Consider the following 25,606-nt stretch of genomic DNA (forward strand, 5'->3'; position numbering starts at 1 on the left):
TCAGGGCCTACCGGGCCGTCCGCAGGGGGAGGGTTGCCGGAGCGGGCACCGCCGGCTTGGCGGGACCGGCGGTGCGCTCCAGCGGTGACAGGGGGACCAAGTGGGGGCGTCCGACCTGGTTGGCGTAGCGGGCCAGCACGGTGTCGGCCGGGGTGCCGGCCGGGCCGGTCTCGCCCGGCCCGGTGTTGACGGTCTTGTCCGACGCCAGCAGCTCGAGCTCTGACCGGTCACCGAACAGGTGGACCATCGAGTGCCCGTACTCGCGCCAGTTCATGTACCGCATGCTGGGGTTGGCGGCCATCGCGGCGGTCTCGGCCGCCAGCGACGCGGCGATCGCCGGGATGCGAGCGGCCCGGTAGGCGGCGTGGAAGGTCGGGTCGGATCCCGCCTCGAAGCACGAGTGGGCGCTGCCCTGTCCCGCCCCGGCCTCACAGGCCGTTTCCGCGACCACGTCAACCAGCCCGGGCCGGCCCATTCCGTTGATCAGCTCGACCCCGACTGGGGTCAGGCCCACGCCAGCGTCGTCGCCCGCCCAGGGGTCGACGGGGTTGTAGTCGGGCGCGGTGGAGTCCTCGACCAGGTCGTAGGCCCACCAGCCGTGGCTGTCACCGGACAGGACGATGTTGTCCACGATCCCGCGGTCGCGCAGGAAGGCGAAGAGCTGCCGCCGGTCGCTGGTCCAGCCCGGGTAGATGTCCACGACGTCCTCGGCGTTCTCCACGCTCGTCAGCCCCAGCTCGCGGGCACCGTCGCGCAGCGCCGTCGGCAGGTTGAAGTTGCCCAGCTGCCCCATGTTCTTCTGGTTGAGCAGGATCCGGTGCGTCGCCCCGGCGTGGGCCTCGAAGGTGTCCTGCAGCCAGCGCCACTGGGTCGGACCCAGCATGGCCGGGGCCGGGCCGAACGGCATGCCGTCGTTGGCGGTGGCCGCCTGCTCCTCGGTCTCGAGCTGCCGGGAGTAGTGCCAGTCGATGACGATCAACGACAGCAGCCGACCCCACGACATCGCGCGGTGCGTGAAGAACGCTTCGGCGCCGCGCGGCGTCTCGACGTTGGCGAACGGACCGGGGGAGGGGCGGAAGGTGCCGCTGTGGTCGGGCCGCACCGGACGGGTCGGCGACCACTCCCAGAACACCTCAGCGCCCCCGAAGCGCCGCTCCTCCTCGCTCAACGACTCGTCGCGCAGATCGGCGAAGTCGTGGTTGTCCACCGCGATGACCCACGGTGCCGCCATGTGCGCCGCCATGAGGTGGGGGTCCTGGTAGTACAGCGCGTACCGTCGGCGGGCCTCGTTGCGGGTCGACCAGCGCCGGGCGTCGACGTCGTCGATGTCGAACCGGTCCTCCCACGCCCGTACGGCCGGGTGCCCGCCACAGAACTCATAGACGTGGTCGCCGACGTGGATGACCAGGTCCACGTCGTCGCGCTCGGCGATTCGGGCGTACGCGGAGAAGTGGTCCTGCCACCACGAGGTGCAGGCGACGTGGGCGGCGTGCAGCTCGGTCACGTCGTCATCGGGGCCGGGCGCGGTGCGGGTCCGTCCGACGGGGGAGCGGTACCCCAGCGCCTCGAAGCAGTAGAAGTACACGGCATTGGGCGTCAGCCCGTCGACGTCGACCTTGACCGTCCAGTCCCGGCCGGCGTCGGTGGTGACGGCACCGCTCGCGCGGACGTCGACCATGTCCGGGTCGGTGGCCACCTTCCACACCACGTTGGTCGACGTCACGCCCTGCGGGTCGGTGACCTCCCAGCCGCGGTCGTCCGGGATCGACACCCGGGTCCAGATGATCACGCGGTCGGCCAGCGGGTCGCCCGAGGCCACGCCGTGCCCGAACGGCAGCAGGTCCACCTGCGCGGGATAGTCCCATCCGGCCGGCGGGACCACGTCCACCGCCGACGGCCCGATCGGAGCGGTCTGGGGCGGGAAGCGGTTCGGACGGCCGACGGAGACGCCCAGGAGCGGGGCGAGTCCGGAGGCCTTGAGCACGTCACGACGGCTGATCGACATGCCACCGGAGTATGCGCAAGGTCCGCGACGCCGGGCCGGGACGGCCGGTGAAGGTTGAATGAACAACCCGGTCGCTGCCGTCCATGGACCGACCGGACCTAGTCGAAGGGTGTCCCGACGGTCTGGGTCACGGCGTTGGTGCCGCGCTCGATGACGAACTCGGCCTTGGTCGTGATCGCCGGGCGTGGGTTGTAGACGTCGTCGATGGTGCGGAGCCGGCTGATCCAACGGTCGGCGGTCACCTCCGCGGTCATGTAGCCGCGGGACAGCCCCTCGAAGTACTTCAGGTGGGCGTTGTTGGCGTAGAAGATCGGGCGCAGGCCCGTCTGCTCCTCCTGGGAGAACCCGCTTGAGGTGATCGAGGTCGCGCAGAGCTCAACGCCGACATTGGGGGACAGCGGGTTGTCGAAGTCGCGCTTGAGCTCGCTGACCCACGTGGAGTGGATGTCGCCGGTGAGGACGGTCACGTCGGGGATCCCCTCCTCGGCGATGTGGCCGAGCAGCGCTGCCCGTTCGGCTTGATAGCCATCCCACTGGTCGGCGTTGATGTAGTTGCCGTCGGTGAAATCGATCGCGCCGAGCGCCGGGGCGATGGAGTCCTGCAGCTGCTGCGGGATTCCTCCCGCGCGGATGGCCGCGATCAGCACCTGCTGCCCGAGGGTCCGCCACGCGGCGGTGGAGGAGGAGAGCTCGTTCATCACCCACTGCCGCTGGTCCAGCCCGAGGATGGTCGCGTCGGGGTCGTCCACCTCGGCACACGTCACCGACACCGTCGCGTCGTCGCACGGCTGGTCGGTGCGGAACTGGCGGGTGTCCAGCACGACCAAGTCGAGCAGGTCGCCCCACCGCACGGTGCGGTGGATGACGAAGTCCGGGCCGGTCGGCAGGCCCGCGGGTGGCCGGATCGGCATCATCTCGTAGTAGGCCTGGTAGCTGTTGGCCCGGCGGGCGATGAAGGCGCTGTCGGACTGCTGGCCGGGCCCGTCGTCGTCCTCGCGGATCGTGCCCGCGTAGTTGTTGTCGAACTCGTGGTCGTCCCACGTCACGACCCACGGGAACAGCGCGTGGGCCTGCCGTAGGTTGGGGTCGCCGCGGTACAGGGCGAACCGGCGGCGGTACTGCTCGAGCGTCTCGGTCTCCTCGAGCCTGTCCTCCTCGCGGGTGTCGCTCTCGGCGCCAGGGTCGAAGGGCTCCTCGTAGAAGTAGTCACCGGAGCAGAAGACGAGGTCGATGTCCTCGCGGCACAGCTGGCGGTAGGCGCCGAAGAAGCCGATGTGGAACTTGGCACAGCCGACCATGGCCATGCGCAGCCGGTCACCGCCCGCGGTCTTGGTCCGACCGATCCGCGACGTCTTGCCGAGGGCGGAGAACCGGTACCAGTACCACTGGCCGGGCTCGAGGCCGTCGGCGGTCACGTGGACGGTGTGAGCGAAGTCGCGGTGGGCGATGGTCGTGCCGGAGTTGACGACCCGGCGCATCCGGGGGTCGGTGGCGATGGCCCAGCTGACCTCGACCTGCTCGGGCATCTGCTCCTGCGCGTCCTCGAGCAGTGGTTCGTCGACCACACGGGTCCACAGCACCACCGAATCGGCGGCCGGGTCGCCAGAGGCCACCCCGATGGTGAACGGTGCGGGATCGAAGCTGACGCCCAGCGGCAGCGCTTGGGCCTCGGCGTCGCGGAGGCGCAGTCCGTAGGGGGACCACGCGGCTGCGGCGCCAGCGGCCACGGCTCCGGCAAGGAAACGGCGGCGGTGCAGGGGGAGGGAAGGCACGCGGGAACGGTAGGGATGCTGGGTGAACGAACGGTGGCGCCGGAGCAGCAGAACGCGCCATCGCCATGCCCGATCCCTGGCCCGTCGGCTGACGCCGTCTGACCGGCGTGTCGCTCAGGTGGACATGCCGATGGTGTCGAGGTCGGCCAGGTCCGCCTCGGTCAGGGTGACGTCGGCGGCCGTGACGTTCTCCCGCAGGTGCGCGGCGGAGGAGGTTCCCGGGATCAGCAGGATGTTGGGGGAGCGCTGCAGCAGCCAGGCGAGCGCGGCCCCGATGCGTGTGGTGCCTCGGCGGGCAGTGACGGTGTCCAGGGTGGCCGACTGCAGCGGGCTGAACCCGCCGAGCGGGAAGAAGGGGACGTAGGCGATCCCGTCCGCGGCGAGCGTGTCGATCAGGGCGTCGTCGTGGCGGTGGGCCAGGTTGTAGGCGTTCTGGACGCACACCACCGTGGCGATCGTGCGTGCCCGGGCGACCTGGTCGGGGGTGACGTTGCTCAGCCCGAGGTGACCGATCAGGCCCTCCTGCTGCATGGCGGCCAGGGCCTCCATGGGCGCGGCGAGGGATTCCTCCCGCGGGCCCTCGGCGTCGCCCATCCGCAGGTTCACCACGTCCAGCCGGTCCAGCCCGAGCGACTCGAGGTTCTCCTCCACCTGCTGGCGCAGCTGGTCTGGCTCGCGGGCCACCGGCCACCCGCCGTCGTCGTCGCGCTGCGCCCCGACCTTGGTGGCGATGACCAGGTCCTCGGGGTAGGGCGCGAGGGCCTCGTGGATCAGCTGGTTGGTGATCCGGGGGCCGTAGGCGTCGCTGGTGTCGATGTGGGTGATCCCCAGCTCGAGGGCGGTACGGAGCACCGTGACGGCGCCGTCGCGGTCGGCCGGTGGTCCCATGACCCAGGGACCGGCCAGCTGCATGGAGCCGAAGCCGAACCGGCTGACGGGCCGGTCACCGATGGTGGCGGTACCGCCGGGAAGGGTGTCGGTGCTGGTGGTCATCGTGGGCTCCTCGGAGCGGTCGGGGGCTTGCTGTTAGGTGTGCATGTGGTCACCATGGGGGAGCAGCTACCTGTTGGGAAGTACACACCTCGAGGTGCGTCACATTCCTGCAGGGAACCCATCCACGACGAGGAGCACCCCATGGCGACGAGGACGGTCGCCCAGCAACGGGCGGAGGCGAAGCAGGCCTACGACACCACCGCCCGCGGCTAGGGGGAACCCGACCCAGCGCGCGGGGACACCCGGGCCGCAGGTGCACCAGCGTCTAGCCGATCCCCGGGCCGCCGGGTCGCCGCGTCGCCGAGCGAGGTTGACCGGCTCACTCTCTCCCGTCTGGCGAAGGCCGGGCGACACGAGGGCCGCCCAGCGCCGCACGGATGTCGGCCTTCACGACCTTGCCCACGGTGGAGCGCGGCAGGGTGGTCCAGACCTCGACCTGCTTGGGCGCCTTGACCGCCCCGATCTGGGCCCGGACGTGCGCGACGACCTCCTCCTCCGACACCTCGGCGCCGTCGTGGAGCTCCAGGACGGCGGCGACGCGTTCACCCCACCGGTCGTCGGGCACGCCCACGACGGCACACTCGCGGACGGCGGAGAGCTGCATTATCGCGTGCTCGACCTGGGAGGCGAACACGTTGTAGCCCCCGGTGATGATCATGTCCTTTGCCCGGTCGACGATGGACAGCCAGCCGTCGTCGGACAGCACGCCGATGTCCCCGGTGCGATGCCAGCCGTCGGCAGTGGTGGCCTCGGCGGTCGCTTCGGGGTCCTGGTGGTAGCCGGGCATGACCAGCGGGCCCCGCACGACGATCTCCCCGGGCGTCCCACGCGGGACCACCACACCCTCGTTGTCCACGATGCGCACCATGACCAGAGGAGCCGGGCGGCCTGCCGCGCCGAACCGCTCGATCGCCGGTGTCCCGTCGGGGCGGAGGTGCTCCTCGGGCGACATGGTCGCGATCATCATGGGCGCCTCGGTCTGGCCGTACAGCTGGGCCATCACCGGGCCGAGGACCTCGATGGCCTGGGCGAGGCGGGTCGGCGACATCGGCGCAGCCCCGTACCACAGGCAGCGCAGGCTCGAGAGCATGCCGGGGTCCAGCCGTTCGTGGTCCAGCAGCATGTACACCAGCGTCGGCGGCAGGAACGTGTGGGTGACCCCGTGCGCCGCCACGAGGCGCTGGAGCTCGTCCAGGTCGGGCCTGGCCATCACCACGGTCTCCCCGCCGGTCGCCATCACCGGCAGCGTGAGGACCCCCGCGGCGTGGGTCAGCGGCGCCACCGCGAGGTAGGTCGGCCGGGGCTCGACGGGGTAACGCATGAGGACGATCGAGGTCATGACCTGCAGGTTGGTCCCCGTCAGCGGCACGCCCTTCGGCAGCCCCGTGGTCCCGCCGGTGCCGGCCAGCATCACGACGTCATCCACCGGCGGGCGTACCCAGGTCCCGGCGTCGTCGGGGCCGAGCCAGTCCTCGAACCCGTCGTCGTCGAGGCACACGGTGCGCAGGTCGGGAAGCGCCCGGGCGATGCCGTCCACCAGCGGCGCCTGGGAGGAGTGGAACAGCAGCAGGTCGACGCCGAACAGCGCGAGGAGCTGGGCGTTCTCCTCCGCCTCGTTGCGAGGGTTCACCGGGCACCAGACCGCGCCGGCCCGCGAGATCGCGAACACCAGGGAGAAGGCGCGCGCGTCGTTGGCCGAAAGGATCGCGACCTTGTCTCCGGAGTCGATCCCATGGGCGGCGAGCGCCCTGCCTGCCCGGTGGGAGATGGCCTGGACGTCGGCGTAGGACAGCGACGTGCCGTCCATGGTCAAGCAGGGGGCGTCCGGGTCGAGGGACGCCCCCTTGTCGAGGTGGTCGACGAGGCGCATCGCTCAGCGGTGGACGGTCAGCTCGGGCTCGGCCACCAAGCCGAAGGTGCGCAACGCGCCGAGGAGCTCGCGATGCCCGAACGCCTGGCAGGCCGACGCGAAGCCGGTCCGCCGCGGTGGGGCCTGCAGCAGGTGGTTGGCCGCGACGGCCTGCAGCAGGCCCGTCTGCTTGTAGTTGGCGTTGCCGAAGATGGCGCAGTGGACACGGCCGAGGGGGCCCGACGCGTGGACGGAGTCCACTGACTTGTTGATGCGCGGATTCTCACGCGCCGGCATCGCGTCACGGATGCTGGAGGCCACCTGGGTCAAGGCGGCATACCGGGCGTCGTCGTCCAGGCCCGCGGTCTGCTCGATCGCCTGGGCGACGATGGCGGGCACGCCCTGCATCAGGGCCCGGTCGAAGACGCCGCCGAGCACCGAGACGTTCGCCACGCGGGGGTCGCGACGGAACCACACGGGGTGAGAGGTGCCGCCCCACGGGAGCGCGAGCTGCGGCTGGTGGTAGCCGGGGATCACGACGTCCTGGACGCCGGCCTGCGGGTCCCATTCGACGTAGGCGTTCTGGCGGAGGTGGAACGCCTTGGACATGGCGGCGTTCACGAGGATGGTCGCGGTGGAGGCCACGGTCGGGCTGCCGCCCCAGAACACCGCGATGTCGAGGGTGTCCATGCCGGGGGTCTCGAGGGCCAGCTGGGCGGCGATCTCGCCGGTGGTGTACATCTGCGCGATGCCGGGGGCAAGCAGGAGCCCCTTCTCGGCGAAGGCGGCGCTCCACTCCTCGTCGCAGCGGATCAGCCAGTCCTGCTCACCGGTGGTGTCGAGGTAGTGGGTCCCGGTGGCGAGGCAGGCCTGCACCATGTCGGGCCCGAGCCGTGAGAAGGGTCCGACGGTGTTGCACACGACGTCGATGCCGTCGAGGAGCGAGGCGAGCTCGTCGGGGGAGTGGGCAACCTCGACGATTTCGTACTCGGCGGTCTCGATGCCTGGGACGTTGCCCTCCATCGAGGTCTGGAGGGTCTCCTTGGACCTGCCGGCGGCGACGAAGGGGATGCCGTACTCGCGGAGGTATTCACAGATCAGCCGTCCGGTGTAGCCGGAGGCGCCGTACACCAGGACCCGGGGTGTGGTGGAGCCCATCGTCACATCCCCATCCCGCCGTCGACGGGGATGCCGGCGCCGGTGACGAACCGGGAGGCGTCCGAGGCGAGCCAGACGACCGCGTCGGCCATGTCGCCGACCTCGCCGAGGCGGCCGAGCGGGGTCTGGTCCACGACCGCGCCGATGGCGGCGTCGGGGGACTCGAACAGTCCCATGGCGACCACGTCGCCGGCGAGCTTCTGGCCCATGGCGGTGGGGACCAGGCCGGGGTAGATGCAGTTGACGCGCACGCCGAGCCCGAGCTTGCCCGCCTCCATGGCGGCCACGCGGGTCAGCCGGTCGACCGCGGACTTGGTGGCGCTGTAGCCGCTGATGCCGGGGAAGGCGATCGTCGCGGCTACCGACGCGATGTTGATGATCGAGCCGCCCTTGCCGGCGGGGCCGTTCGGGCCCATGGCGCGAAGGCCGTGCTTGATCCCGAGCGCCGTGCCGAGGACGTTGACCTCCAGCATCCGGCGCAGGTCCTCGGCGTCGGCCTCGATGGCGAGGGCGGAGAGCTCGATCCCGGCGTTGTTGACCAGCACGTCGAGGCCGCCGAGCTCGGAGGTGCAAGCGGCGACGGCCTGTTCCCAGCTGGACTCCTGGGTGACGTCGTGGGTGATGAAGGTCGTGGTCGCGCCCTGCTCGGCGAGGCGGGCGGCCACCTCCTTCCCGGAGGCCTCCTGGATGTCGGCGATGGCGACGGCGGCGCCCGCCGCGGCGAGGGCAGTGGCCATCCCCTCACCCAGCCCTTGCGCAGCCCCGGTGACCAGGGCCACACGCCCCGTCAGATCGATCGCGGTCATGTCAGATCTCCGTTCGTCGGCTCGGGCCATCCGGCGGCTCCCGGGTTGGCGATCCGCACGCTAACGACGAATTTGGACAAGCGTCAAGGATTTTCTGGACAGCTGTCCAAAGGCCAGCGGTCGGGCTAGGATCGTGGGGACCCACACGCCAGCTTGGGAGCCACCCTGACCACGCTCATCTCGCCGACCAGCCGCATCGAGCGAACGATGGCGACCGACAAGGCCGCCCGGCGCCGGCGCGAGCTGGCCGAGGCGGCCCAGCAGGTGCTGGCGAACCACGGGTACGCGCGGACGAGCCTGCGCGACATCGCCGTGGAGACCCCGTTCTCGCATGGCCTCTTCCACTACTACTTCGAGGACAAGGACCAGCTGGTCGCCTACGCCGTCGCGCTGTACAAGGAGCAGTGCGCCCGGCGCTACGACGAGGTGGTGCAGCGGGCGGCGTCCGTGGAGGACCTGGTGGCCGGCTTCCGTGAGGTGCTCGAGGCCTCGCTGCGCGACGACGCCCCGTACCACCGCCTGTGGTACGACCTGCGCAACCAGAGCCTGTTCCAGTCCCGCTTCCGTGACGTCAGCCACGACATCGACCGGCTGCTGGAGGACATGGTGTGGCGGATCCTGTCGCGCTACGCCGAGCTCGCCGAGCGCACTCCGGTCGTGGACGCCCCGACCGCTTACGCCTTGTTCGACGGGGTCTTCCTCAACGCTCTGACCAGCCACACCTACGGGACGGCCGGTGCGGTCGACCGCCTCGGCAGCGTCGGCGTCGCCCTGCTGCCCGCCCTCGTCGGGCTCCCGTCGTAGGCGGGTGATGAGCGCCTCCAGCTGCGACGGTGCCGACGCCGACGTGCGGCGGTGGCTGCACGGATCGGTGCGCTCGGGCAGGACCTGGCCACCAGGGGGCTCCTCGGAGCGGTTGGGGGCTTGCTGTTGGATGTGCATGGGGTCACCATGGGGTGCAGCTACCCGATGGGAAGTACGCATCTCGAGGTGCGTCACACACCCGCCGGGAACCCATGACGACGAGGAGCACCCGGTGGCGACGAGGACGGCCGCCCAGCAGCGGGCGGAGGCGAAGCAGTCCTACGACGCCTTTGTCGCTGCCTGCCCCAGCCGCCAGCTGCTGGACCGCATCGGCGGGAAATGGATGACGTTGCTGCTCTGCGCCCTGGGCGGGACCGACCAGCCGTTGCGCTACTCCGAGCTCGAACGGCAGGTGGCGGGGATCAGCCCCAAGATGCTCACCCAGACGTTGCGTGCCATGGAACGTGACGGCCTCGTCACCCGAACCGTTGTCCCGACCGTCCCGGTGACGGTGTCCTACGAACCGACCGCCCTCGGGCGCTCGCTGCAGGCGGCCGTCAGGACGTTGAAGGACTGGGCCGAGGCCCACATGGACGAGGTACTCGCCAGCCAGCAGGCCCACGACACCACCGCTGTCGGCTAGAGCTGGATCGGCCGACCAGGCGCGTCCCCTGCCCGTGGCGCTACCCCGTCAGGTCGTCACCCGTCCGCAGGTCGTCGGTGACGAGGTCAGCCAGCGGCGGACGGCAACTCCCGGCCGGTGACGACGTCGGCCGGTGAATGGTCGGTCCCCTCGAGTCGGCCGAGGAGCCGTTCACCCTCGATGTCGACGTGGGGCAGGATCCGGTCCAGCCAGGCGGGGAGGTACCAGTTCGCCCGGTCGAACAGCACCATGGTCGAGGGGACGAGGACGAGCCGGACCAACGTCGCGTCGATCAGGACCGCCGACGCGAGCGCGAGGCCGATCATGCGAACGGGCTGGGAGTCAGCGAACACGAAGCTGCCGAAGACGCTGATCATGACCGCCGCCGCCGCGGTGATGACGCGGGCGGTGACCCCGACGCCGCGGATGACGCTCTCGTGGGCGTCGCCGGTTCGCATGTAGTCCTCCCGGATGCGGGAGAGGATGAAGACCTCGTAGTCCATGCTGAGGCCGAACAGGATCGCGAAGGCGAGGATGGGCAGGAAGCTGAGGATCGGCGTGGCGGCCTCGATCCCGAGGAGCTCCGCGCCCCACCCCCACTGGAACACCGCCACGACGACGCCGAGCGCCGCCGAGATGGACAGCAGGATGCCGACGGCGGCCTTGAGGGGCACCAGGACGGACCGGAACGCGATCACGAGGACCACGAACGTGAGGCCGATGACGAACGCCACGAGGAGGGGCAGTCGGCTGCCCAGCCGGTCGTCCATGTCGATGGCCACCGACGTCGGACCGGCCACGTAGGTGGTGGTGCCGGCGGCGGCGTCGATGTCGTCGAGGACGTCGTGGCGGAGCACGTCGAGCAGGTCGACGGTGTCGCGGTCGGCTGGGCCGCCTTCGGGGATGACGGAGATGATGCTCGCGTCCCCCTCGAGGTTGCTGACCGGGGGCGCGACACCGACGATGCCGTCAAGTCCGTGCACGGCTGCCGTGATGTCCGCGAGGGTCGCCGCCGACAGTCCGCGGTCGGTCCCCTCGTGGTCGATGACAACAAGGAGGGGCGCGTTGAACCCGTCACCGAACCGCTCGGCGATCAGGTCGTAGGACTGGCGCACGTCAGTGTCCTCGGGTGCGGTGGACGCGGTGGGCATCGCGGTCTCCATGCTGAACAGCGGCGCCGACAACATCCCGACGACGACGAGTGCGGCGAGGAGTCCCACGACGGGGTGGCGGGCGACGGCGCGGACCCACCGGGTCCCCAGGCTGGAACGGCCAGCGGCCGCGCGACGGTTTCGGAGCCCCGGCAGCGTGACCCTGACGATGCGGTCACCGGCGAAACCCAACAGGGCCGGCAGCAGGGTGACCGAGGTGATGACCGCCACAATGACGGCGACGATGACGGACAGGCCCATCAGGCCGATGAAGGGAATCCCGACGACGAGCAGCCCCGCCATGGCGATGACGACGGTGGCGCCGGCGAACACCACGGCACCGCCGGCCGTGCCGAGCGCCCGGCCGATCGACTCGTGGACCTCCATCCCGGTGAGGACCTGCTCACGGTGACGGCTGACGATGAACAACGCGTAGTCGATGCCGACCGCGAGCCCGATCATCAAGCTCAGGGTCATCGAGATCGACGGGACCTCCGTCACGCCGGCGACGACGGTCAACGCGCCGATGGCGACGAACACGCCGACCAAGGCGCTGGCCAACGTCAGCCCCATCGCGCGGAGCTGTCCGAAGGTGATGGTCAGCACCACCACGGCCACGAGCAGTCCGATGACCTCGCTCAGCCCAGCTGGCTCCTGTTCGCTCAGCGCGAACGCGACCTCACCGCCGAGTGCCGCGGTGGCACCCGGCAAGCTGACGCCGCCGACGGTTGCCTGGACCTCCTCGAAGGTCGCCTCGGGCACCAGCCTGGCGACGTCGTCGAAGGCGACGTTGAATCGGATTGCGTCGCCCGCGGCGCTGACCGAACCGGGGCCGAAGGGGTCGGCGACCCCGACGACACCTTCCACGCTGCCGATCTGTTCGGCGAGCGCCTCCACCTCGGGCTGCAACGAGGTCACGGATTCGCCCTCTTCCGCCGCCACGACGACGGTGGCGGTCGAGGCCGGGAACTCCGGGAACCGCTCGTCGACGAAGTCCACGGCGGCCTGTGACTCGGTACCGGGGATGGTGACCACGTCGACGAACTCACCGCCGACGGTCTGGACGGTGCCGACGAGACCGACGAGGCCGATGAGCCAGAGCAGCAGCGTCGCACCTCGACGTCTCGAGGTGAGCAGGCCGATTCGGTACAGCAGGGATGACATGATGTTCTCCGTTCGTGTTGCAGGGCATGGGAAGGCGGGCCCGCGTGCAGTGCAGGGGTTTCGGGGAGGGCAGGGTCTTCGACAGGGCCGGGCCGCCCCGCCTCACTCGAGACGCAGCCCGCGCACCGTGTTCCGGCTGGTCAGGACCGACCGGCCGTCGGCGTCAGCGGCTCAGGGCGACGGCACCGGTCTTGGCCGCCAGGCGCGTGAGCTTGGCGTGGCTGTCGGTCCCGGGGATGGCGGTGTAGACGAGGAGGGAGTGGGACTGGACGGGGTCGCGCAGGGTCTGGCACTGCAGCTCGAGGAGACCGACGTCGGGGTGGACGAGGCGCTTGACGTCGGGGGGACCCACGCCGATCTCCTGCTCGGCCCACAGGACGGCGAACTCCTCGCTGTGGTCCAGCAGCAGGTCGGCGAGCCCCGCGGCGCGGGAGTCGGGTCCACGCAGCGCGACCAGCTGTCGGAGTCCCGAGACGAAGCGGCGGGACAGGACGACCTGGTCCTCGGGCAGGTAGCGGCGTCGCGCGTCGGGGTCGGTGAACCAGCGGTAGCCGATGGAACGGGCTGGCCCCTCGTACCCGGTGGTATCACCGTTGATGGCCACGGCGAGGGGGGTCTGGCGGAGCGTCTCGCCGAGCTCGGTCACGATCTCCGCCGGAGTGTCACCCAGCCGGTCGAGGACCCGTCCGAGGCCGGGGCTGATGTGGTCGCTGCTGGCAGTGCGGGGTGGGGGCTGGTGGCCCGCGAGCCGCAGGAGGTGGTCGCGTTCGTCCAGCGTGAGGCGCAGTCCCTGGGCGATGGCCCGCACCATCTGCACCGACGGGCGTGGGCCGCGTTGTCGTTCGAGACGGGTGTAGTAGTCGGTGGACATGTGACAGAGGGCCGAGACCTCTTCGCGTCGCAGCCCGTCGGTGCGGCGACGGGCGCCACGGGGCAGCCCGACGTCCTCGGGTTGCAGGGCGGCTCGTCGGAGCCGTAGGAACTGCGCAAGTCCGCTCGTGTCCATCATCGCTGCCATGTGTAGAGGAGTCCCGGGAGGTCTTCCACGCCTTGCCGATCCCCCCTTGGTGCGGGTCAGGCGGTCGTTTCTGCGCCGATCACCGAGAGGAGCTCGAGCTTCCCGGCCGACTCCGACCCTGGGGTCGCGGTGTAGACGAGCAGGTAGTGAGAGTGCACGGGGTCGCGGAGGGTCTGGCAGTTCAGGTCGAGCGGACCGACTTCGGGGTGGATGAACCGCTTGACCTCGCGGGGTCGGAGCCCCACCTCGTGCTCGTCCCACAGCTCCCGGAACTCCGCGGAGGTCTCGAGCAGGAGCTGGGCGAGGTCCGCCGACCGCGAACCAGGACCGCGGAGGGTGACCACCTGTCGGAGCCCCGAGACGTAGAGGCGTGAGAGGAACGCGTGGTCCTCCTCCAGGTACCGCGCCCGGGTGGCCGGCTCGGTGAACCAGCGGTAGCCGAGACTGCGCGCCGGTCCCTCGTGGACGGTGTTGTCGCCGGTGAGGGCCACGCCCAGCGGTGTCTGCCGCAGCGTCTCGCCCAGCTCGGTCACCACCTCGGCGGCGGTATCGGTGAGCCGGTCGAGGATGCGCAGCATCCCCGGGCTGATGTGGTCGTCGAGCGGGCCGCGTGGCGGTGGCTGGTGACCGGCGAGGCGGAAGAGGTGATCGCGTTCGTCCACCGTGAGGTGCAGGCCCTGCGCGATGCCACCGATCATCTCCACCGAGGGTCGGGGGCCGCGCTGGCGCTCAAGGCGGGAGTAGTAGTCGGTGGACATGTGGCAGAGCGCCGCAACCTCCTCACGACGCAGTCCGGACGTCCGGCGACGTGGACCTCGCGGCAGGCCGACGTCCTCGGGCTGCATGGAGGCGCGCCGCTGACGGAGGAACTCGGCAAGACCCGGTCTGTCGATCACCGCAATAGGTGTACCGCCGCGCCAGGAGTCGATCCACGGACAGTCGATCCCCCCTTCGGGCGGCGGGCGGCGGAGGGGCGGATCGGTGATCCGTGGATGGACAGGCCGTAGCTGCCGGTGGCATGGCACCTGATGGTGGTCCCAGTCAACCCCTAGCCACCCAGAGGAGAACCCGTGCCACGCACAACAGCCGACATCACCGTGCCCGATCAGACCGGCAAGCTCGCGGTCGTCACCGGCGGGAGCGACGGCATCGGGCTCGTCATCGCGACCCGCCTGGCCGCCGCCGGCGCAGAGATCCTGCTGCCGGTCCGCAACCCTGCCAAGGGGGACGCCGCCCTCGCCCGGATCCGTGAGCAGGTCCCGGCGGCCACGGTGTCGCTGCGCCACCTCGACCTGTCGTCCCTCGCCAGCGTTGCGGCGCTGGCCGCCACACTGGAAGAGGAGGGCCGACCGATCGACATCTTGATCAACAACGCCGGAGTGATGACCCCGCCGGACCGCCAGGAGACCGTTGACGGCTTCGAGCTGCAATTCGGGACCAACCACCTGGGCCATTTCGCGCTCGTCGGACGGCTCCTGCCGTTGCTTCGCAAGGGCCGTGCTCGGGTCACCTCGCAGGTGAGCATCGCCGCCAACAGCGGCGCGATCAACTGGGACGACCTGAACTGGCAGCACGACTACAACGGACGGGTCGCCTACAGCCAGTCGAAGATCGCCTTCGGGTTGTTCGGGCTCGAGCTGCACCGGCGCAGCGCCGCGCACGGCTGGGGCATCACCAGCAACCTGTCCCATCCCGGCGTCGCCCCCACCAACCTCCTGGCGGCCCGCCCCGAGGTCGGCCGGGACCGCGACACGATCGGGAGGCGCCTCATTCGCCTCCTGTCCTCCCGGGGGATCCTGGCCGGCACCGTCGACTCCGCCGCACTCCCGGCCCTGCTGGCGGCCACGACACCCGACACCGACGTGGAGTTCTTCGGGCCGCAGCGGTCCCGGAACCTGAACGGACCACCCGGCCCCCAGACGCTGTACAGCCGCCTCACCGGTGTCGACGAAGCCGCCCGGGTGTGGGAGGCTTCCGAACGACTGACCGGTGTCCGCTACGAGGATTGAGCAACCGTTCCGGTCGCTCCACCTCGATCGACAGCCGCCAGCGTCATCACGGGGCGGACAGGGCGGGCAGGTCGCCCGTGGTGGCGTCCTGAGACGCGATCACGGACCCCGGCGACTTGACCCTCCTGCGTGACCAAGCCGCCTTGTCGGGTCAGGTACGGCTGTCCTCGCCGGTGTTGACGTATCGGATGCACTGTCCCTGGTTGCTGAACCCGTAGTCGGCGTAGCCGCCCTTCTTGCAATCGTCCTTGCTGGTCGGCTGGGGGATGACAGTCGGTTCGACGGTCAGTTGGTAGCCGATCCCGCTGCCCACCTCCCGCAGCTCGGCAACGTCGGCGTAGAAGAAGTACTCCCCGGGATGGGCGCCGCTGTCCAGCTCGACGTCCTCCGGGGCGCCGGTGGTGATGGTCCCGTAGGAGTCGGTGATGGTCTGGCCGTTGATGGTCAGCGTGGCACAGCCGTCGGCAGTCGGGATGTCGGCGATGTGGCTGGCGCACGAGGCCGGGTCCGCCTGGCCATCGACGGTGAACGTGACGTCGTAGACGGTGGCGTCGGCAAGGTCGGTGGCGTCCAGGCGGACGAACCGTTGGACGTACTCGCCACTAGGTCCGCGGCCGTCGCTGATACCGACGTCGATGTTGGTCCCGTTGTTCCGGGGTGCCACGTACAGGAAAACGGCGTACCGGTCGGTGCGTTCGCCAGCCGCGAGGGTTGCGACCTCGTAGAGGCCGACCGCGCCACCTTCACCGTTGGCGAAGCGGACGTCACCGAGGTCCAGCGTTCCGGTCAGGGTGACCGGTGTCGTCTCGGGCGAGGCGGTCTCCACGTACGGGCTGCCCCACATGTACCAGTGGTCATACCCAGCAGGTGCCGGGTTGCCGACGAACGCGCGGTATCGCCGGGTCCCCTCGCTGTCGGACTGTTCTCCGATGGTTCCCGCGATCACCTCGGACCCGTACGACGCGGGCTGGGCACCCGCCGGGACCAGCACCGTGATCAGCAACGTCGCTGCCAGCGCACACACCAATCGAACCTTCATATTTCTCCCCTTGGTGACCCTGGAGGCGTGCGGAGATGAGCCCCGCGCCTCCCTCGTGAACCGCTGAGTGTCCTGCGGCCTGACCGGAACCCTAGACACTCCGCAGGCTTTCTGTCCACCGGTTTCACAAATGATGACTTGGTCCCGCCGCGCACTTCGAGCAGTCGTTGCCGCTGGATCTCGACGTCGAAGGGCGGGCGGATCCGCGGAGACGAGTGCCGCGGACACGAAGCCCGCAGACCACGCCGAGTCCGACTTGTCCCTCGATCACGATCACGCGCTCCGCCGGGGCGTCCGCGGTGAACCCGCGGGCCTCGGCGATGGCGGTGGCCGTTTCTGAACCGGGTGGCACCCGAGATCCGCTCGGTGGTCATGCCGAGCGACGACGCCGAGGACAGGACGTCGTCAGCGAGCGCATCCCTCCCACCGATGGCGGTGTGGCGGCCGATGGAGGAGGACTCGTTCTGGGTTGAGTGTTGAAGCTGGACGCGGTGAATGCCGAGTCGATGAGCCCACTCCGTCGCGGCGACGCAGGCGCGGGTCGCGACGCCGTGCCCTCTGGCGGACGGGAGCACCCAGTAGGAGACCTCACCATGGCCGTCTTCGAGCGACGTGTAGATCGTGACGCGACCGAACACGTTGTCACGGGCGCGCGACACGATTGCCCACGTCGCCGACTGCTCGGAGCGCCATCCTTCGGCGCAAACGAGGATCCACTGCATAGCTTCTGCATCGCTGTCGACGCGCCGGAAGTGATAGTGCTGGATGTCCGGTGTCGAGAAGGCCTGCACGACGGCTCGCGCGTCGTTCGGTCGGAAGGGGCGGAGCGAGACCTCATCATCGACTGAGATCACAGGTTGCTCCATGCCCGCCATCGCGCCCCGGTCGACGACGGGGGGGATCAGCTTTGTCATGCGCTCCGTACTCCAAGACGACCCGGGCGTCTGTCCGTGGCTTCCTTGCCTCGTGCGAAGGTTGTGCGATGAGCCTCCCCGTTGCGGAGGTCGGAAGTTGCCCCACGTCCGGATCGACCTGACCCTGACCGGACTCTTCGAGGACACCACCAGCTTGGCACAGGACAACTTGGTCCCGACTCCGCGGGTCCGAGCCCACGAAGTCGACGACGAGCAGCCGCTGCGCCCTTTCGAAATGCGAATCCGTGATCCGCCTCGTCGGCGTTCCAAGCTCCGGAGCTTCTTCGAGGTTGCGCCGCAGACCTCACGACTCGTCCGCGAGCGCCTCCAGGTCTGCGAGGTCTTGGGCGCGTCCCGAGGCCTGCTTGTTGACGCGCAACCAGTGGAGGTCGATGAAAGGCACGGGGCCGGGAAGCCCCTCGATGACCACGTTCAGGCGGTCCGCGTAGCAGTCGTCGAACTCCACGCCATCCACGGACGTGAGCAGGTCGATCCGTTTCGGCGGCTGACCGAGCTGCACCACTCGTTCGGGCTGCCGGAAGTCACTGGGCACGAGGCCAACGCCCCCGAACCCGAAATCAGCCAGCGCCAGGAGTAGCCGCTCAGGATTGTCATCCCCGATCCACACCCAGACGTCGAGGTCCTTGGTGTAGCGAGGATGGCCATGGACCGCCACGGCGTACCCGCCGACGATCAGGAAGCGGACGTCACGAGCGAGGCAGCACGCGATGAACTCGGCGAAGTCGCGGTCCAGCTTCATCGGTCCACCCATGATGCTCCACTCGCAGCTCTTGAACGACGGCGAGACGTTCTTCGGGGGGCAGCTGTAACCATTGCTCGCGGGACCGATCGGGGTCGTGGAGCCCCCTCCGTGCCACCACTCTCGCCATGCGTGCCATGACGCCCAGCGTACCCCCGGACGGGCATGCCGAGAGCTACACAGCGGCCTGCTCGACATCGCGTGGATGAACAGATGGATGGTGTGGTGGATGGGTGGAGCGGGTGAGGGGAATCGAACCCCCGTATTCAGCTTGGGAAGCTGATGTTCTGCCATTGAACTACACCCGCAGGAGCGGCGAATGCTACCCAGAAGCCGCCGGCGGGGCAATCGGTACGGCGGCCGCGGAGGCTCCAACCCTCGCCCCTGGAATCAGAGCGTCCAGTCGAAACCGGTCGCCTTCTCCGACACGGTCCAGAGGCGCTGCATGACCGACTTGTCGTAGGCGAAGGGCTCCAGCGTCCCCCTGCCGACCGGACCGACCCACTCGTTGCGGCCGGTGGGCCCGTAGAGCGCGCGGGCTTCCAGGCCGTCCTGGGTGGCGCACATGACCTCGGGGTAGGCCCCCTTCTCCGCGGACTGGACCATCGGGGACATGGCCATGAGCCGGAACATGGTCCGCGTCATCAGGTTGCCGCTGGTGGTGATCAGCGATGTGCTCGACGAGCCGGGGTGGCAGACGTAGACCTCGACGCTGGAACCCGCCGCGGCCACCCGGTCCTGCAGCTCGTAGGCGAACATCATCTGCGCGAGCTTGCTCTGCGAGTAGGTCTTGTTCTGGTGGTAGTTGTGGTCCCAGTTCATGTCGTCGAACTGGATGGTCCGGATGCCCATCTTGTAGCCGAGGCTGGCGACCACGACGATGCGGCCCTTCGATTCCTCGATGCGGTCGAACAACAGGCCGCTGAGCAGGAAGTGGCCGTAGTGGTTGGTGCCGAGCATGCTCTCGAACCCGTCCACGGTGAACTTCTGGGTGGGCACCTGCGCGATGGCGGCGTTGCAGATGAGGGCATCGATGCGCGGCACGGATTCCAGGACCTCCGCGGCCGCCTTGCGCACGCTGTCGAGTTCGGCGAGGTCCATGCGGACGAAGGACACCTCGGCGCCGGCGCCGAACTCCTCCTTGAGCTTCGCCACGGCCGCCTCGGACCGCTCCGCGCTGCGGTTGAGCATCACCACCCTGGCGCCCTCGTGCAGCAGGATCCGAGTCGCCTCGAACCCCGCGCCGGCGTTGCCACCGGTGATGAGGTAGGTCCTGCCGTCCTGGGGCCCGAGCTGTTCAGGGGTCCAGCCCTGCGGTCCGAACGTCGTGTCTGACATTGGTTCTCTCCCGTGCTGAAGTGTGATCGTTGCAGATGATTTCGCTGAGTAGACAATAACTCTCACGTACACCTTCTACTGCACCGATAAGTCGCCACATCATGCACATTCCTCTCAAACACGCCATGAGACGCGGCCGAGCGGCACGGTGGGTGCACGCACGGGCACGGGGAGGCAGCGCGAGTCGTCACCGTCGCCCTGCCGCTGGGCAGCGAGGGACCGGCTCGGGACCGGCGGGCCGGGGGCGCGATCGGGGTCCCGTAGACTCCGCGTTCACCTCACGTTCACACCAGCAGTCAGGGCGGACATGGCGATCACGAGGCGGCGTTTCATCGCGCTGGTCGGTGCAGTGGCGGCAGCAACGGGACTTCCCCAGGAGGTCGTCGCAGCCGAGCTGATGCAGGCCGACAGCGAGGCGGCGGTCGCGGCCGCGCGGCTGACCACGCTGGCCCAGACCCTCCGGCAGGGCACCGTCAACGACCTCGGCTACGCGCCGGTCGCCCTCGGGGACGGTGAACCCCACCTCGTCCGTGACGAGCTGACCACCCCGCAGGCCAACCGCGACCAGCGCCGACGCAGCCTGCTGTGCGTCGTCCACCTCACCGACCAGCACATCATCGACGTGCAGTCGCCGGCCCGGGTCGAGTTCACCGACCGGTTCGTCAACGACGCCTGCCCACCCCCGTTCGAGTCGGCCCACCGCCCGCAGGAGGCCGCATCGGCCAGGATCGCCGATGCGATGATCCGCCGGATCCGCGAGATGGGCAGCTCACCGGTCACCGGCGCACCCATCGCCGCCGCGGTCTGCACCGGCGACAACATCGACAACCAGCAGGCCAACGAGACCGACGTCTTCCTCGCCGTCATGGACGGGGGCACGGTCACCCCCAACTCCGGCGACCCCTCCCTCTACGAGGGCGTCCAGGCCAGCGGCGACCTGCAGTACTGGCATCCCGACCCCGCCATCCAGGACCGCTACAAGACGACCTACGGGTTCCCCGACGCCCCCGGCTTCCTGACCGACGCGCTGGCCAGCTTCACCGCCCCCGGCATCGGCCTGCCCTGGTACTCCGCTTACGGCAACCACGACGGCCTCCTGCAGGGCAACGCCCCGACCAACCCCGCCCTCGAGGGCATCGCCACCGGCCCCCTCAAGGTCCTCAGCCCCGGCCCCGCCAACCCGTGCCTGCTGGCCGACGGCGAGGTGCCGATCTCCCCGGTCGGCGCCCCAGCCACCCCGGTCACCGCCGACCCCGAACGGCGGATCATCGACCGCGCCGAGTACGCCCGCAAGCACATGGAGTCCCCCGGGCTGCCCACCGGCCACGGCTTCACCCAGGCCAACGTCGACAACGGCATCGTCTACTACGCCGCCGACGTCGGCCCGCTGCGGTTCATCGTCCTCGACACCGTCAACCCGGGTGGGTTCTCCGAGGGGTCCGTCGGCGACACCCAGCTGGCATGGCTGGACGCCGAGCTGCAGGCCTGCGACGACAACCAACGCCCGGCCATCCTCTTCAGCCACCACGGGCTGCGGTCGCTGACCAACCCGATCGTCACCCCCGACCCCGCCGATCCGCAGGGCGGCGACCTGCCCCGCCACCTGGCCGACGACGTGCAGGCGGTCTGCACCGCCCACCCGAGCCTGATCCTGTGGGTCAACGGCCACACCCACTCCAACACCGTGGGCTTCCGGGGCGAAGGGAGCGGCGCGTTCTGGGACGTCGGCACCGCCGCGCACATCGACTGGCCGGCGCAGGCCCGCGTCATCGAGGTCGTCGACAACGCCGACGGCACCCTGTCGATCTTCACCACGATGATCGACCACGACGACCGCGACCCGACGGTGTTCCTCGCCCGCGAGCTGATGGGCAACGACCCGCAGGGAGGCTTCGCGGGGACCGGGCCAGGCGAGTTCAACGACCGCAACAACGAGCTGCTGATCGCCAACCCGTTCAGCGCGACCGGCCCAGCTCCCACCCCGACCCCGACGGCCACCCCCACGCCCACGCCGACCCCGACGAGCCAGACCGGCACGGGCAGCAGCACGACCAACAGCGGCTCGACCGGCCAGCGGCTGCCCGCGACGGGCCCCGCCTCACCCAACCTCACGATCGGCGGCGCCCTCCTCCTTGCCGGGGCCGCCGGCCTGCGCGCCGTCCGCCAGCCACGTACCTGACGGCAGCGACGAACCCCGGGATCAGCCCCGCAACGCGTCCGCCAGCAGGACCACCCCGACGAGGAGGAACAGCCCGCCGGACACCAGCCGGACGGTCCGCGGGGACAGGCGTGTCCACACCGCACCGCCGATGGCGACGCCGATTGCCCCGGCCAGCGCCATCCCGGCCGTGGCCCCGATCCAGGTGCCGACCGCCGAGCTGGCCGCCGCAAGCGCGAAGGTGGCCACCATGGTCTTGTCGCCGAACTCCGCCAACGAGAGGGCCGCCACGATCCCGACGAACCCCGAGGACGACGACGCGGACTCGCCCTCCTCCTCGTCGTCCTGCTCGTCGTCGCCGCGCAGGGTAATCACGCCGAAGGCGACGAACAGGAGTGCGGCCCCGGCGGTGATCGCGCGGGTCGGCAGCAGCTGTCCGACCAGGTTCCCTGCGGTCACCGACACCGCCATGGTGACCGCGCTGGCCGTCAGCACGGCCAGCAGCAGGACCGACCGGCGGTACCGGGCGGACAGGGACAGGGCGAGCAGCTGGGACTTGTCACCCAGCTCGGCGAGGAACACGGTCGCGAACGCGACCCCGATGGCGTCGAACAACTGCAGATCCGGATGGTGGTGGGCGGCGGACCCACCACGTTAGTCCCCGACCGACTCGACCTCCCTGCCGGCGAAGTCCACGACGTGCACCTCGGTTCCCACCAGCAGGTCCTTCACGATCCGGCCGGGATCGACGACGCTGCACTGCTCCAGCAGGACGGTCTCGTGCACGTGCTGCTCCACCGCTCCTGCGGCGACTCGTCCCGCGACGCCCTCGGGAAGGCCCGCCGCCAGCGCCCGGTCCATCGCCTCGGCGCCGACTGCCTCAAGCACACCAGCGGGGACATCGGCGCGGGCGAGCCATCGGGGCCGGGACACCTCCACCTGACGGGCCAACGGCCCCACGAGCCGCGACTTCCAGGGTCCGCCCTCGAGGGTCACGAGCGAGGGGTCCGGTTCCGGCCACGACCTCGATTCGGGGCCGACCGTCGCCGCCGGGTCGTCGATGTCGGTCAGCGTCATCGGGATCTCCCCCGACGCGGCGCCACGCCTGACCGACGCCCGGCCCGGCCGCCGTTCCTGCAGCCGTCCGGCGAGCAGCTGCAACCGGTGGTCGGCGTGCGACACGGTGTCCTCGATCACCTGCCACACCGCCGGCGAGCGCAGGTACCCCAACGCGCTCAGGGCCCCCACGCGCACGTCGCCGTCGGCATCCGACAGCGCCTCGACCAGGGCGGTCGCAGCCGTTTCGGCTGCGGGCGAGCCGAGGCCGCCGAGGACGTCCGCGGCGTGGCGACGAACCGTCGGTGTCGACCCGTGCCGCAGCGCACCGACCACTGCGGGAACGGCGTCGGCCCCGAAGTGGCCGAGCGCCACGTACAGGCTGTTGCGGTCCTCCGCCGAGCCACGGCCCAGCTGGCCGACGAGCGCCGGCACGACCTCGGGGTCCCCGCACTGCGCGACCGCCCACCAGGCGCGTGAGGCGACGGCCGCCACCGGGTCGGCGACGAGCGGCAACAGCCGGGTGCCGTCGTCTGGGTCGCCGAGCTTGCTGAGGGTGTGGGTGGCCTGGAGCCGCGCGATCCACCCCGGGCTGTCCAGCGCATCCCTGACCAGCGGCATCGCGGACTCGCGGATGCGCAGCACCGCCCAGGTCAGCGTCTCGCGCACCCCGAAGTCACGTTCGACTCCGAAACGTGCGACCAGCGGCGCGGCCGCGTCCGCGACACGGGCTTGACCCAGCTCCAGCGCCATCTGCAGCCGGACATCGGCTTCGGCATCCCCCAGCAGCGCGATGCGCGTGACGGTGTCCATGACTCGGTTCTCCAGTTCTCGAAACAGCCGGCCACCGTACAGCGCCCACGGCAGGGCGGCACGTGAACATCTCCTAGACTCCCGGCGAGACCACACCCCACCCGAGGACCCCCCAACGTGATCCTGTCCGACATCAGCATCCGAGCCGCCCTGGAGGAGGGGCGCATCACGATCGACCCGATCGGGGTCGACGCCGTGCAACCCTCCAGCGTCGACCTGCGCGTCGACAGCGAGTTCCGGGTGTTCAACAACCACCTCTACCCCTACATCGACGTGCGGGACGAGCAGCCCGACCTGACCGACCCTGTCGAGGCCACCGACGAGCAGCCGTTCATCCTCCACCCGGGCGAGTTCGTGCTCGGGTCGACGCTGGAGAAGGTCACCCTCCCCAGGGACCTGGTCGCCCGCATCGAGGGCAAGAGCTCGCTGGGCCGCCTCGGCCTGCTGGTCCACGCCACCGCCGGTTTCGTCGACGCTGGCTTCTCCGGCTGGTTGACGCTGGAGCTGTCCAACGTCGCCAACCTGCCGATCGCGATCTATCCGGGCATGAAGATCGGTCAGCTGGCCTTCTTCCAGCTGGACCGGGAGGCCGAGCACGCCTACGGCGACGCCGAGCTGGGCTCGAAGTACCAGGGACAGCGCGGCCCGACCGCCAGCCGCTACTACCGCAACTTCGACGAGTAGTCGGCCCGACCCGCCGACAGGTTCGATCTTCGACGAGGGAACAGGGACACGATGGCGCGCAGCACCCCGGCGATGGAGATCCACCGCGACGAGGGGGAGGGGGCAGCGGTCGTCCTGCTGCACGGGTTCCCCGACACCGCCTCGACCTGGGACGGCATCGCCGACGCGCTGGCCGCCGACGGGCACCGGGTGGTCGTGCCGCACCTCCGTGGCTACACCCCGACGTCGATCCGTCCCGGCCGGCCCTACGACGCCCGCACCCTGGCCGAGGACGTCATCGGCCTGCTCGACGACCTCGGGCTGGACTCGGCGACGCTGGTCGGCCACGACTGGGGGGCGTCGATGGCCTACGGCGTCGCGTCGCTGTCCCCGGACCGCGTCGACCGGCTGGTCGGGGTGGCCATCCCGCATCCCCGGACCGTGAAACCCACCCCGGCGCTGCTGTGGAAGGCACGCCACTTCGCCACCTTCAAGTTGCCGTGGGCAGCCCGCCAGTTCGCGCTCGCCGACCTCAGCGGGGTCGACGTCCTCTACCGCAGGTGGGCGCCCGGCTGGTCGGGACCGGAGCGCGACGCCTGTGTGGCCAACGTCAAGGCCGCGATGGCCGACCCCGACGTGCTCGACGCCACGCTGGCGTACTACCGGGCACTCTCGCCGCGCCCGGACCGGGCGCTGACGCATCGTCTGGGCATGCCGAGCCTGGTGGTCGGCGGCACGCGTGACCTCGTGCCACCGGAGTCCTTCGAGGCCAGTCGGTCGGCCTTCACCGGTCCCGTCGAGGTGCTCGTCCTGGACGGCGCCGGCCACTGGCCACATCGTGAACGCGAACCCGCGTTCGTCGACGCCCTGCGCGCCTTCCTCGGCTGACGCTGCGCGGCGACCGATCGGCCCGGGTCACGGTCAGACCACGTCGTCCGCCGGGACGTACGGCTCGACGATGGCGTGGTCGAACGGCTGGCTCAGCACGAGGGAGGTGTTGGACGGGCCGTACTCCATGACGCCGTCCAGCAGGTGGTGCAGCTCGGTTGGACCGCTGACCGCGACGACCATGTGGTAGCAGTCCTCGCCGGTCACCCGCCAGCAGCGGAGAACCGAGGCCTGCTCGGCCGCCCACGCTTCCAGGCGGTCGCACTCCTCCTTCGTGGTCGGTCCGACACGGACCGTGGCCATCAGGGGCCGGCCCACCTTCTCCAGGTCGATGATCGCCCGGTACCCGACGATCACGCCCGCCTCCTCCAGCCGCTTGATGCGATCGGCGACCGCAGGCGGGCTCAACCCCACCAGGTCGCCCAGCTCGCGATAGCTGGCTCGCCCGTCCCGTTGAAGCGCAGCCAGAAGTTGGCGGTTGGTTTCGTCAAGAAGGCGTTCGTCCACTCAGACCCACACTTTCGATGGTCGTTCGGCGTCTACCTGCTATTCTATGGCGTTCGGGATGACACGCCGTCGTTTCGTCAGCTGATCAGCCAAGGAGG

At 70.1% G+C, this 25,606-nt stretch carries 22 protein-coding genes and 1 tRNA gene; 6 read left to right on the forward strand and 17 right to left on the reverse strand.

Annotated elements, in window-relative coordinates; genetic code table 11:
- Positions 1-7: 7 nt before the first annotated feature.
- From DVS28_RS24590 to DVS28_RS24615, 6 genes are all read right to left on the reverse strand, one after another.
- Positions 8-2,005: an alkaline phosphatase D family protein gene (locus DVS28_RS24590; RefSeq protein ID WP_114593811.1), complete on the reverse strand. Its 1,998-nt coding sequence runs from the start codon at positions 2,003-2,005 to the stop codon at positions 8-10.
- A 98-nt stretch (positions 2,006-2,103) separates the two neighbouring features.
- A complete protein-coding gene (locus tag DVS28_RS24595) occupies positions 2,104-3,777 on the reverse strand; it encodes an alkaline phosphatase D family protein (RefSeq protein ID WP_114593812.1) in 1,674 nt (557 codons plus the stop codon).
- A 114-nt stretch (positions 3,778-3,891) separates the two neighbouring features.
- Positions 3,892-4,770, reverse strand: coding sequence for an oxidoreductase (locus tag DVS28_RS24600; protein ID WP_114593813.1), 879 nt, complete (start codon positions 4,768-4,770; stop codon positions 3,892-3,894).
- Between the two features lie 319 nt (positions 4,771-5,089).
- A complete protein-coding gene (locus tag DVS28_RS24605) occupies positions 5,090-6,640 on the reverse strand; it encodes an AMP-binding protein (protein WP_114593814.1) in 1,551 nt (516 codons plus the stop codon).
- Between the two features lie 3 nt (positions 6,641-6,643).
- Positions 6,644-7,777, reverse strand: a complete 1,134-nt coding sequence (locus DVS28_RS24610; RefSeq protein WP_114593815.1) for a DUF5938 domain-containing protein — start codon at positions 7,775-7,777, stop codon at positions 6,644-6,646.
- Between the two features lie 2 nt (positions 7,778-7,779).
- Positions 7,780-8,583 (reverse strand): SDR family NAD(P)-dependent oxidoreductase, encoded by an 804-nt coding sequence (locus DVS28_RS24615; RefSeq protein WP_114593816.1) that lies wholly within the window; start codon positions 8,581-8,583, stop codon positions 7,780-7,782.
- Between the two features lie 207 nt (positions 8,584-8,790).
- On the opposite strand from DVS28_RS24615, the gene DVS28_RS24620 reads away from it, so the two are divergent.
- A complete protein-coding gene (locus DVS28_RS24620) occupies positions 8,791-9,387 on the forward strand; it encodes a TetR/AcrR family transcriptional regulator (RefSeq protein WP_114594391.1) in 597 nt (198 codons plus the stop codon).
- 232 nt (positions 9,388-9,619) lie between these two features.
- Positions 9,620-10,030, forward strand: coding sequence for a winged helix-turn-helix transcriptional regulator (locus tag DVS28_RS24625; RefSeq protein ID WP_114593817.1), 411 nt, complete (start codon positions 9,620-9,622; stop codon positions 10,028-10,030).
- Positions 10,031-10,116: 86 nt separating this feature from the next.
- Here DVS28_RS24625 and DVS28_RS24630 read toward each other — a convergent pair whose 3' ends face one another.
- From DVS28_RS24630 to DVS28_RS24640, 3 genes are all read right to left on the reverse strand, one after another.
- A complete protein-coding gene (locus DVS28_RS24630; RefSeq protein ID WP_114593818.1) occupies positions 10,117-12,345 on the reverse strand; it encodes an MMPL family transporter in 2,229 nt (742 codons plus the stop codon).
- A 163-nt stretch (positions 12,346-12,508) separates the two neighbouring features.
- The gene (locus DVS28_RS24635; protein WP_114594392.1) at positions 12,509-13,354 is read right to left on the reverse strand and encodes a helix-turn-helix transcriptional regulator; all 846 of its coding nucleotides are present in this window, start codon (positions 13,352-13,354) and stop codon (positions 12,509-12,511) included.
- A gap of 65 nt (positions 13,355-13,419) precedes the next feature.
- Positions 13,420-14,259, reverse strand: coding sequence for a helix-turn-helix transcriptional regulator (locus tag DVS28_RS24640; protein WP_114593819.1), 840 nt, complete (start codon positions 14,257-14,259; stop codon positions 13,420-13,422).
- A 174-nt stretch (positions 14,260-14,433) separates the two neighbouring features.
- Between DVS28_RS24640 and DVS28_RS24645 the strand changes: the two genes are divergently transcribed.
- Complete coding sequence (locus tag DVS28_RS24645) at positions 14,434-15,372, forward strand: SDR family oxidoreductase (RefSeq protein ID WP_114593820.1); 939 nt, start codon at positions 14,434-14,436, stop codon at positions 15,370-15,372.
- Positions 15,373-15,523: 151 nt separating this feature from the next.
- Here the strand turns inward: DVS28_RS24645 and DVS28_RS24650 are convergent, their stop codons facing one another.
- From DVS28_RS24650 to DVS28_RS24670, 5 genes are all read right to left on the reverse strand, one after another.
- Positions 15,524-16,411, reverse strand: coding sequence for a hypothetical protein (locus tag DVS28_RS24650; RefSeq protein ID WP_164711003.1), 888 nt, complete (start codon positions 16,409-16,411; stop codon positions 15,524-15,526).
- The gene (locus tag DVS28_RS30305) at positions 16,408-17,325 is read right to left on the reverse strand and encodes a GNAT family N-acetyltransferase (RefSeq protein ID WP_114593822.1); all 918 of its coding nucleotides are present in this window, start codon (positions 17,323-17,325) and stop codon (positions 16,408-16,410) included. Before DVS28_RS30305 ends, DVS28_RS24650 begins: the two co-directional genes overlap by 4 nt.
- A 304-nt stretch (positions 17,326-17,629) precedes the next feature.
- Positions 17,630-18,097: a hypothetical protein gene (locus DVS28_RS24660; protein WP_114593823.1), complete on the reverse strand. Its 468-nt coding sequence runs from the start codon at positions 18,095-18,097 to the stop codon at positions 17,630-17,632.
- Positions 18,098-18,319: 222 nt separating this feature from the next.
- Positions 18,320-18,393, reverse strand: a tRNA-Gly gene (locus DVS28_RS24665).
- A gap of 82 nt (positions 18,394-18,475) precedes the next feature.
- On the reverse strand, positions 18,476-19,423 hold the full coding sequence (locus DVS28_RS24670) for an SDR family oxidoreductase (RefSeq protein ID WP_114593824.1): 948 nt from the start codon (positions 19,421-19,423) through the stop codon (positions 18,476-18,478).
- Between the two features lie 307 nt (positions 19,424-19,730).
- Here DVS28_RS24670 and DVS28_RS24675 point away from each other — a divergent pair, with 307 nt between their 5' ends.
- Complete coding sequence (locus DVS28_RS24675; protein WP_114593825.1) at positions 19,731-21,602, forward strand: TIGR03767 family metallophosphoesterase; 1,872 nt, start codon at positions 19,731-19,733, stop codon at positions 21,600-21,602.
- 21 nt (positions 21,603-21,623) lie between these two features.
- Here DVS28_RS24675 and DVS28_RS24680 read toward each other — a convergent pair whose 3' ends face one another.
- Together DVS28_RS24680 and DVS28_RS24685 are read right to left on the reverse strand one after the other, a co-directional pair.
- Positions 21,624-22,196, reverse strand: coding sequence for a TMEM165/GDT1 family protein (locus tag DVS28_RS24680; protein WP_114593826.1), 573 nt, complete (start codon positions 22,194-22,196; stop codon positions 21,624-21,626).
- Between the two features lie 39 nt (positions 22,197-22,235).
- A complete protein-coding gene (locus DVS28_RS24685) occupies positions 22,236-23,450 on the reverse strand; it encodes a HEAT repeat domain-containing protein (protein WP_114593827.1) in 1,215 nt (404 codons plus the stop codon).
- 117 nt (positions 23,451-23,567) lie between these two features.
- Here DVS28_RS24685 and dcd point away from each other — a divergent pair, with 117 nt between their 5' ends.
- Together dcd and DVS28_RS24695 are read left to right on the forward strand one after the other, a co-directional pair.
- Positions 23,568-24,134, forward strand: coding sequence for a dCTP deaminase (gene dcd / locus DVS28_RS24690; RefSeq protein WP_114593828.1), 567 nt, complete (start codon positions 23,568-23,570; stop codon positions 24,132-24,134).
- A gap of 51 nt (positions 24,135-24,185) precedes the next feature.
- Entirely contained in the window at positions 24,186-25,001 is an 816-nt protein-coding gene (locus DVS28_RS24695) for an alpha/beta fold hydrolase (RefSeq protein WP_114593829.1), read from the forward strand.
- Between the two features lie 33 nt (positions 25,002-25,034).
- Here the strand turns inward: DVS28_RS24695 and DVS28_RS24700 are convergent, their stop codons facing one another.
- Positions 25,035-25,508, reverse strand: a complete 474-nt coding sequence (locus DVS28_RS24700) for an Lrp/AsnC family transcriptional regulator (protein WP_114593830.1) — start codon at positions 25,506-25,508, stop codon at positions 25,035-25,037.
- Positions 25,509-25,606 lie beyond the last annotated feature (98 nt).

This window comes from Euzebya pacifica (assembly GCF_003344865.1).
GTDB lineage: Bacteria > Actinomycetota > Nitriliruptoria > Euzebyales > Euzebyaceae > Euzebya > Euzebya pacifica.

Bases quoted from the DNA above. Each gene is read 5' to 3' on its own strand.
- DVS28_RS24685 (WP_114593827.1), bottom strand. From the start codon at position 23,450: ATGGACACCGTCACGCGCATCGCGCTGCTGGGGGATGCCGAAGCCGAT.
- DVS28_RS24670 (WP_114593824.1), bottom strand. From the start codon at position 19,423: ATGTCAGACACGACGTTCGGACCGCAGGGCTGGACCCCTGAACAGCTC.
- DVS28_RS24635 (WP_114594392.1), bottom strand. From the start codon at position 13,354: ATGATGGACACGAGCGGACTTGCGCAGTTCCTACGGCTCCGACGAGCC.
- DVS28_RS24615 (WP_114593816.1), bottom strand. From the start codon at position 8,583: ATGACCGCGATCGATCTGACGGGGCGTGTGGCCCTGGTCACCGGGGCT.
- DVS28_RS24600 (WP_114593813.1), bottom strand. From the start codon at position 4,770: ATGACCACCAGCACCGACACCCTTCCCGGCGGTACCGCCACCATCGGT.
- DVS28_RS24650 (WP_164711003.1), bottom strand. From the start codon at position 16,411: ATGAAGGTTCGATTGGTGTGTGCGCTGGCAGCGACGTTGCTGATCACG.
- DVS28_RS24630 (WP_114593818.1), bottom strand. From the start codon at position 12,345: ATGTCATCCCTGCTGTACCGAATCGGCCTGCTCACCTCGAGACGTCGA.
- DVS28_RS24695 (WP_114593829.1), top strand. From the start codon at position 24,186: ATGGCGCGCAGCACCCCGGCGATGGAGATCCACCGCGACGAGGGGGAG.
- DVS28_RS24620 (WP_114594391.1), top strand. From the start codon at position 8,791: ATGGCGACCGACAAGGCCGCCCGGCGCCGGCGCGAGCTGGCCGAGGCG.
- DVS28_RS30305 (WP_114593822.1), bottom strand. From the start codon at position 17,325: ATGACAAAGCTGATCCCCCCCGTCGTCGACCGGGGCGCGATGGCGGGC.
- DVS28_RS24605 (WP_114593814.1), bottom strand. From the start codon at position 6,640: ATGCGCCTCGTCGACCACCTCGACAAGGGGGCGTCCCTCGACCCGGAC.
- DVS28_RS24675 (WP_114593825.1), top strand. From the start codon at position 19,731: ATGGCGATCACGAGGCGGCGTTTCATCGCGCTGGTCGGTGCAGTGGCG.
- DVS28_RS24610 (WP_114593815.1), bottom strand. From the start codon at position 7,777: ATGGGCTCCACCACACCCCGGGTCCTGGTGTACGGCGCCTCCGGCTAC.
- DVS28_RS24590 (WP_114593811.1), bottom strand. From the start codon at position 2,005: ATGTCGATCAGCCGTCGTGACGTGCTCAAGGCCTCCGGACTCGCCCCG.
- DVS28_RS24660 (WP_114593823.1), bottom strand. From the start codon at position 18,097: ATGGGTGGACCGATGAAGCTGGACCGCGACTTCGCCGAGTTCATCGCG.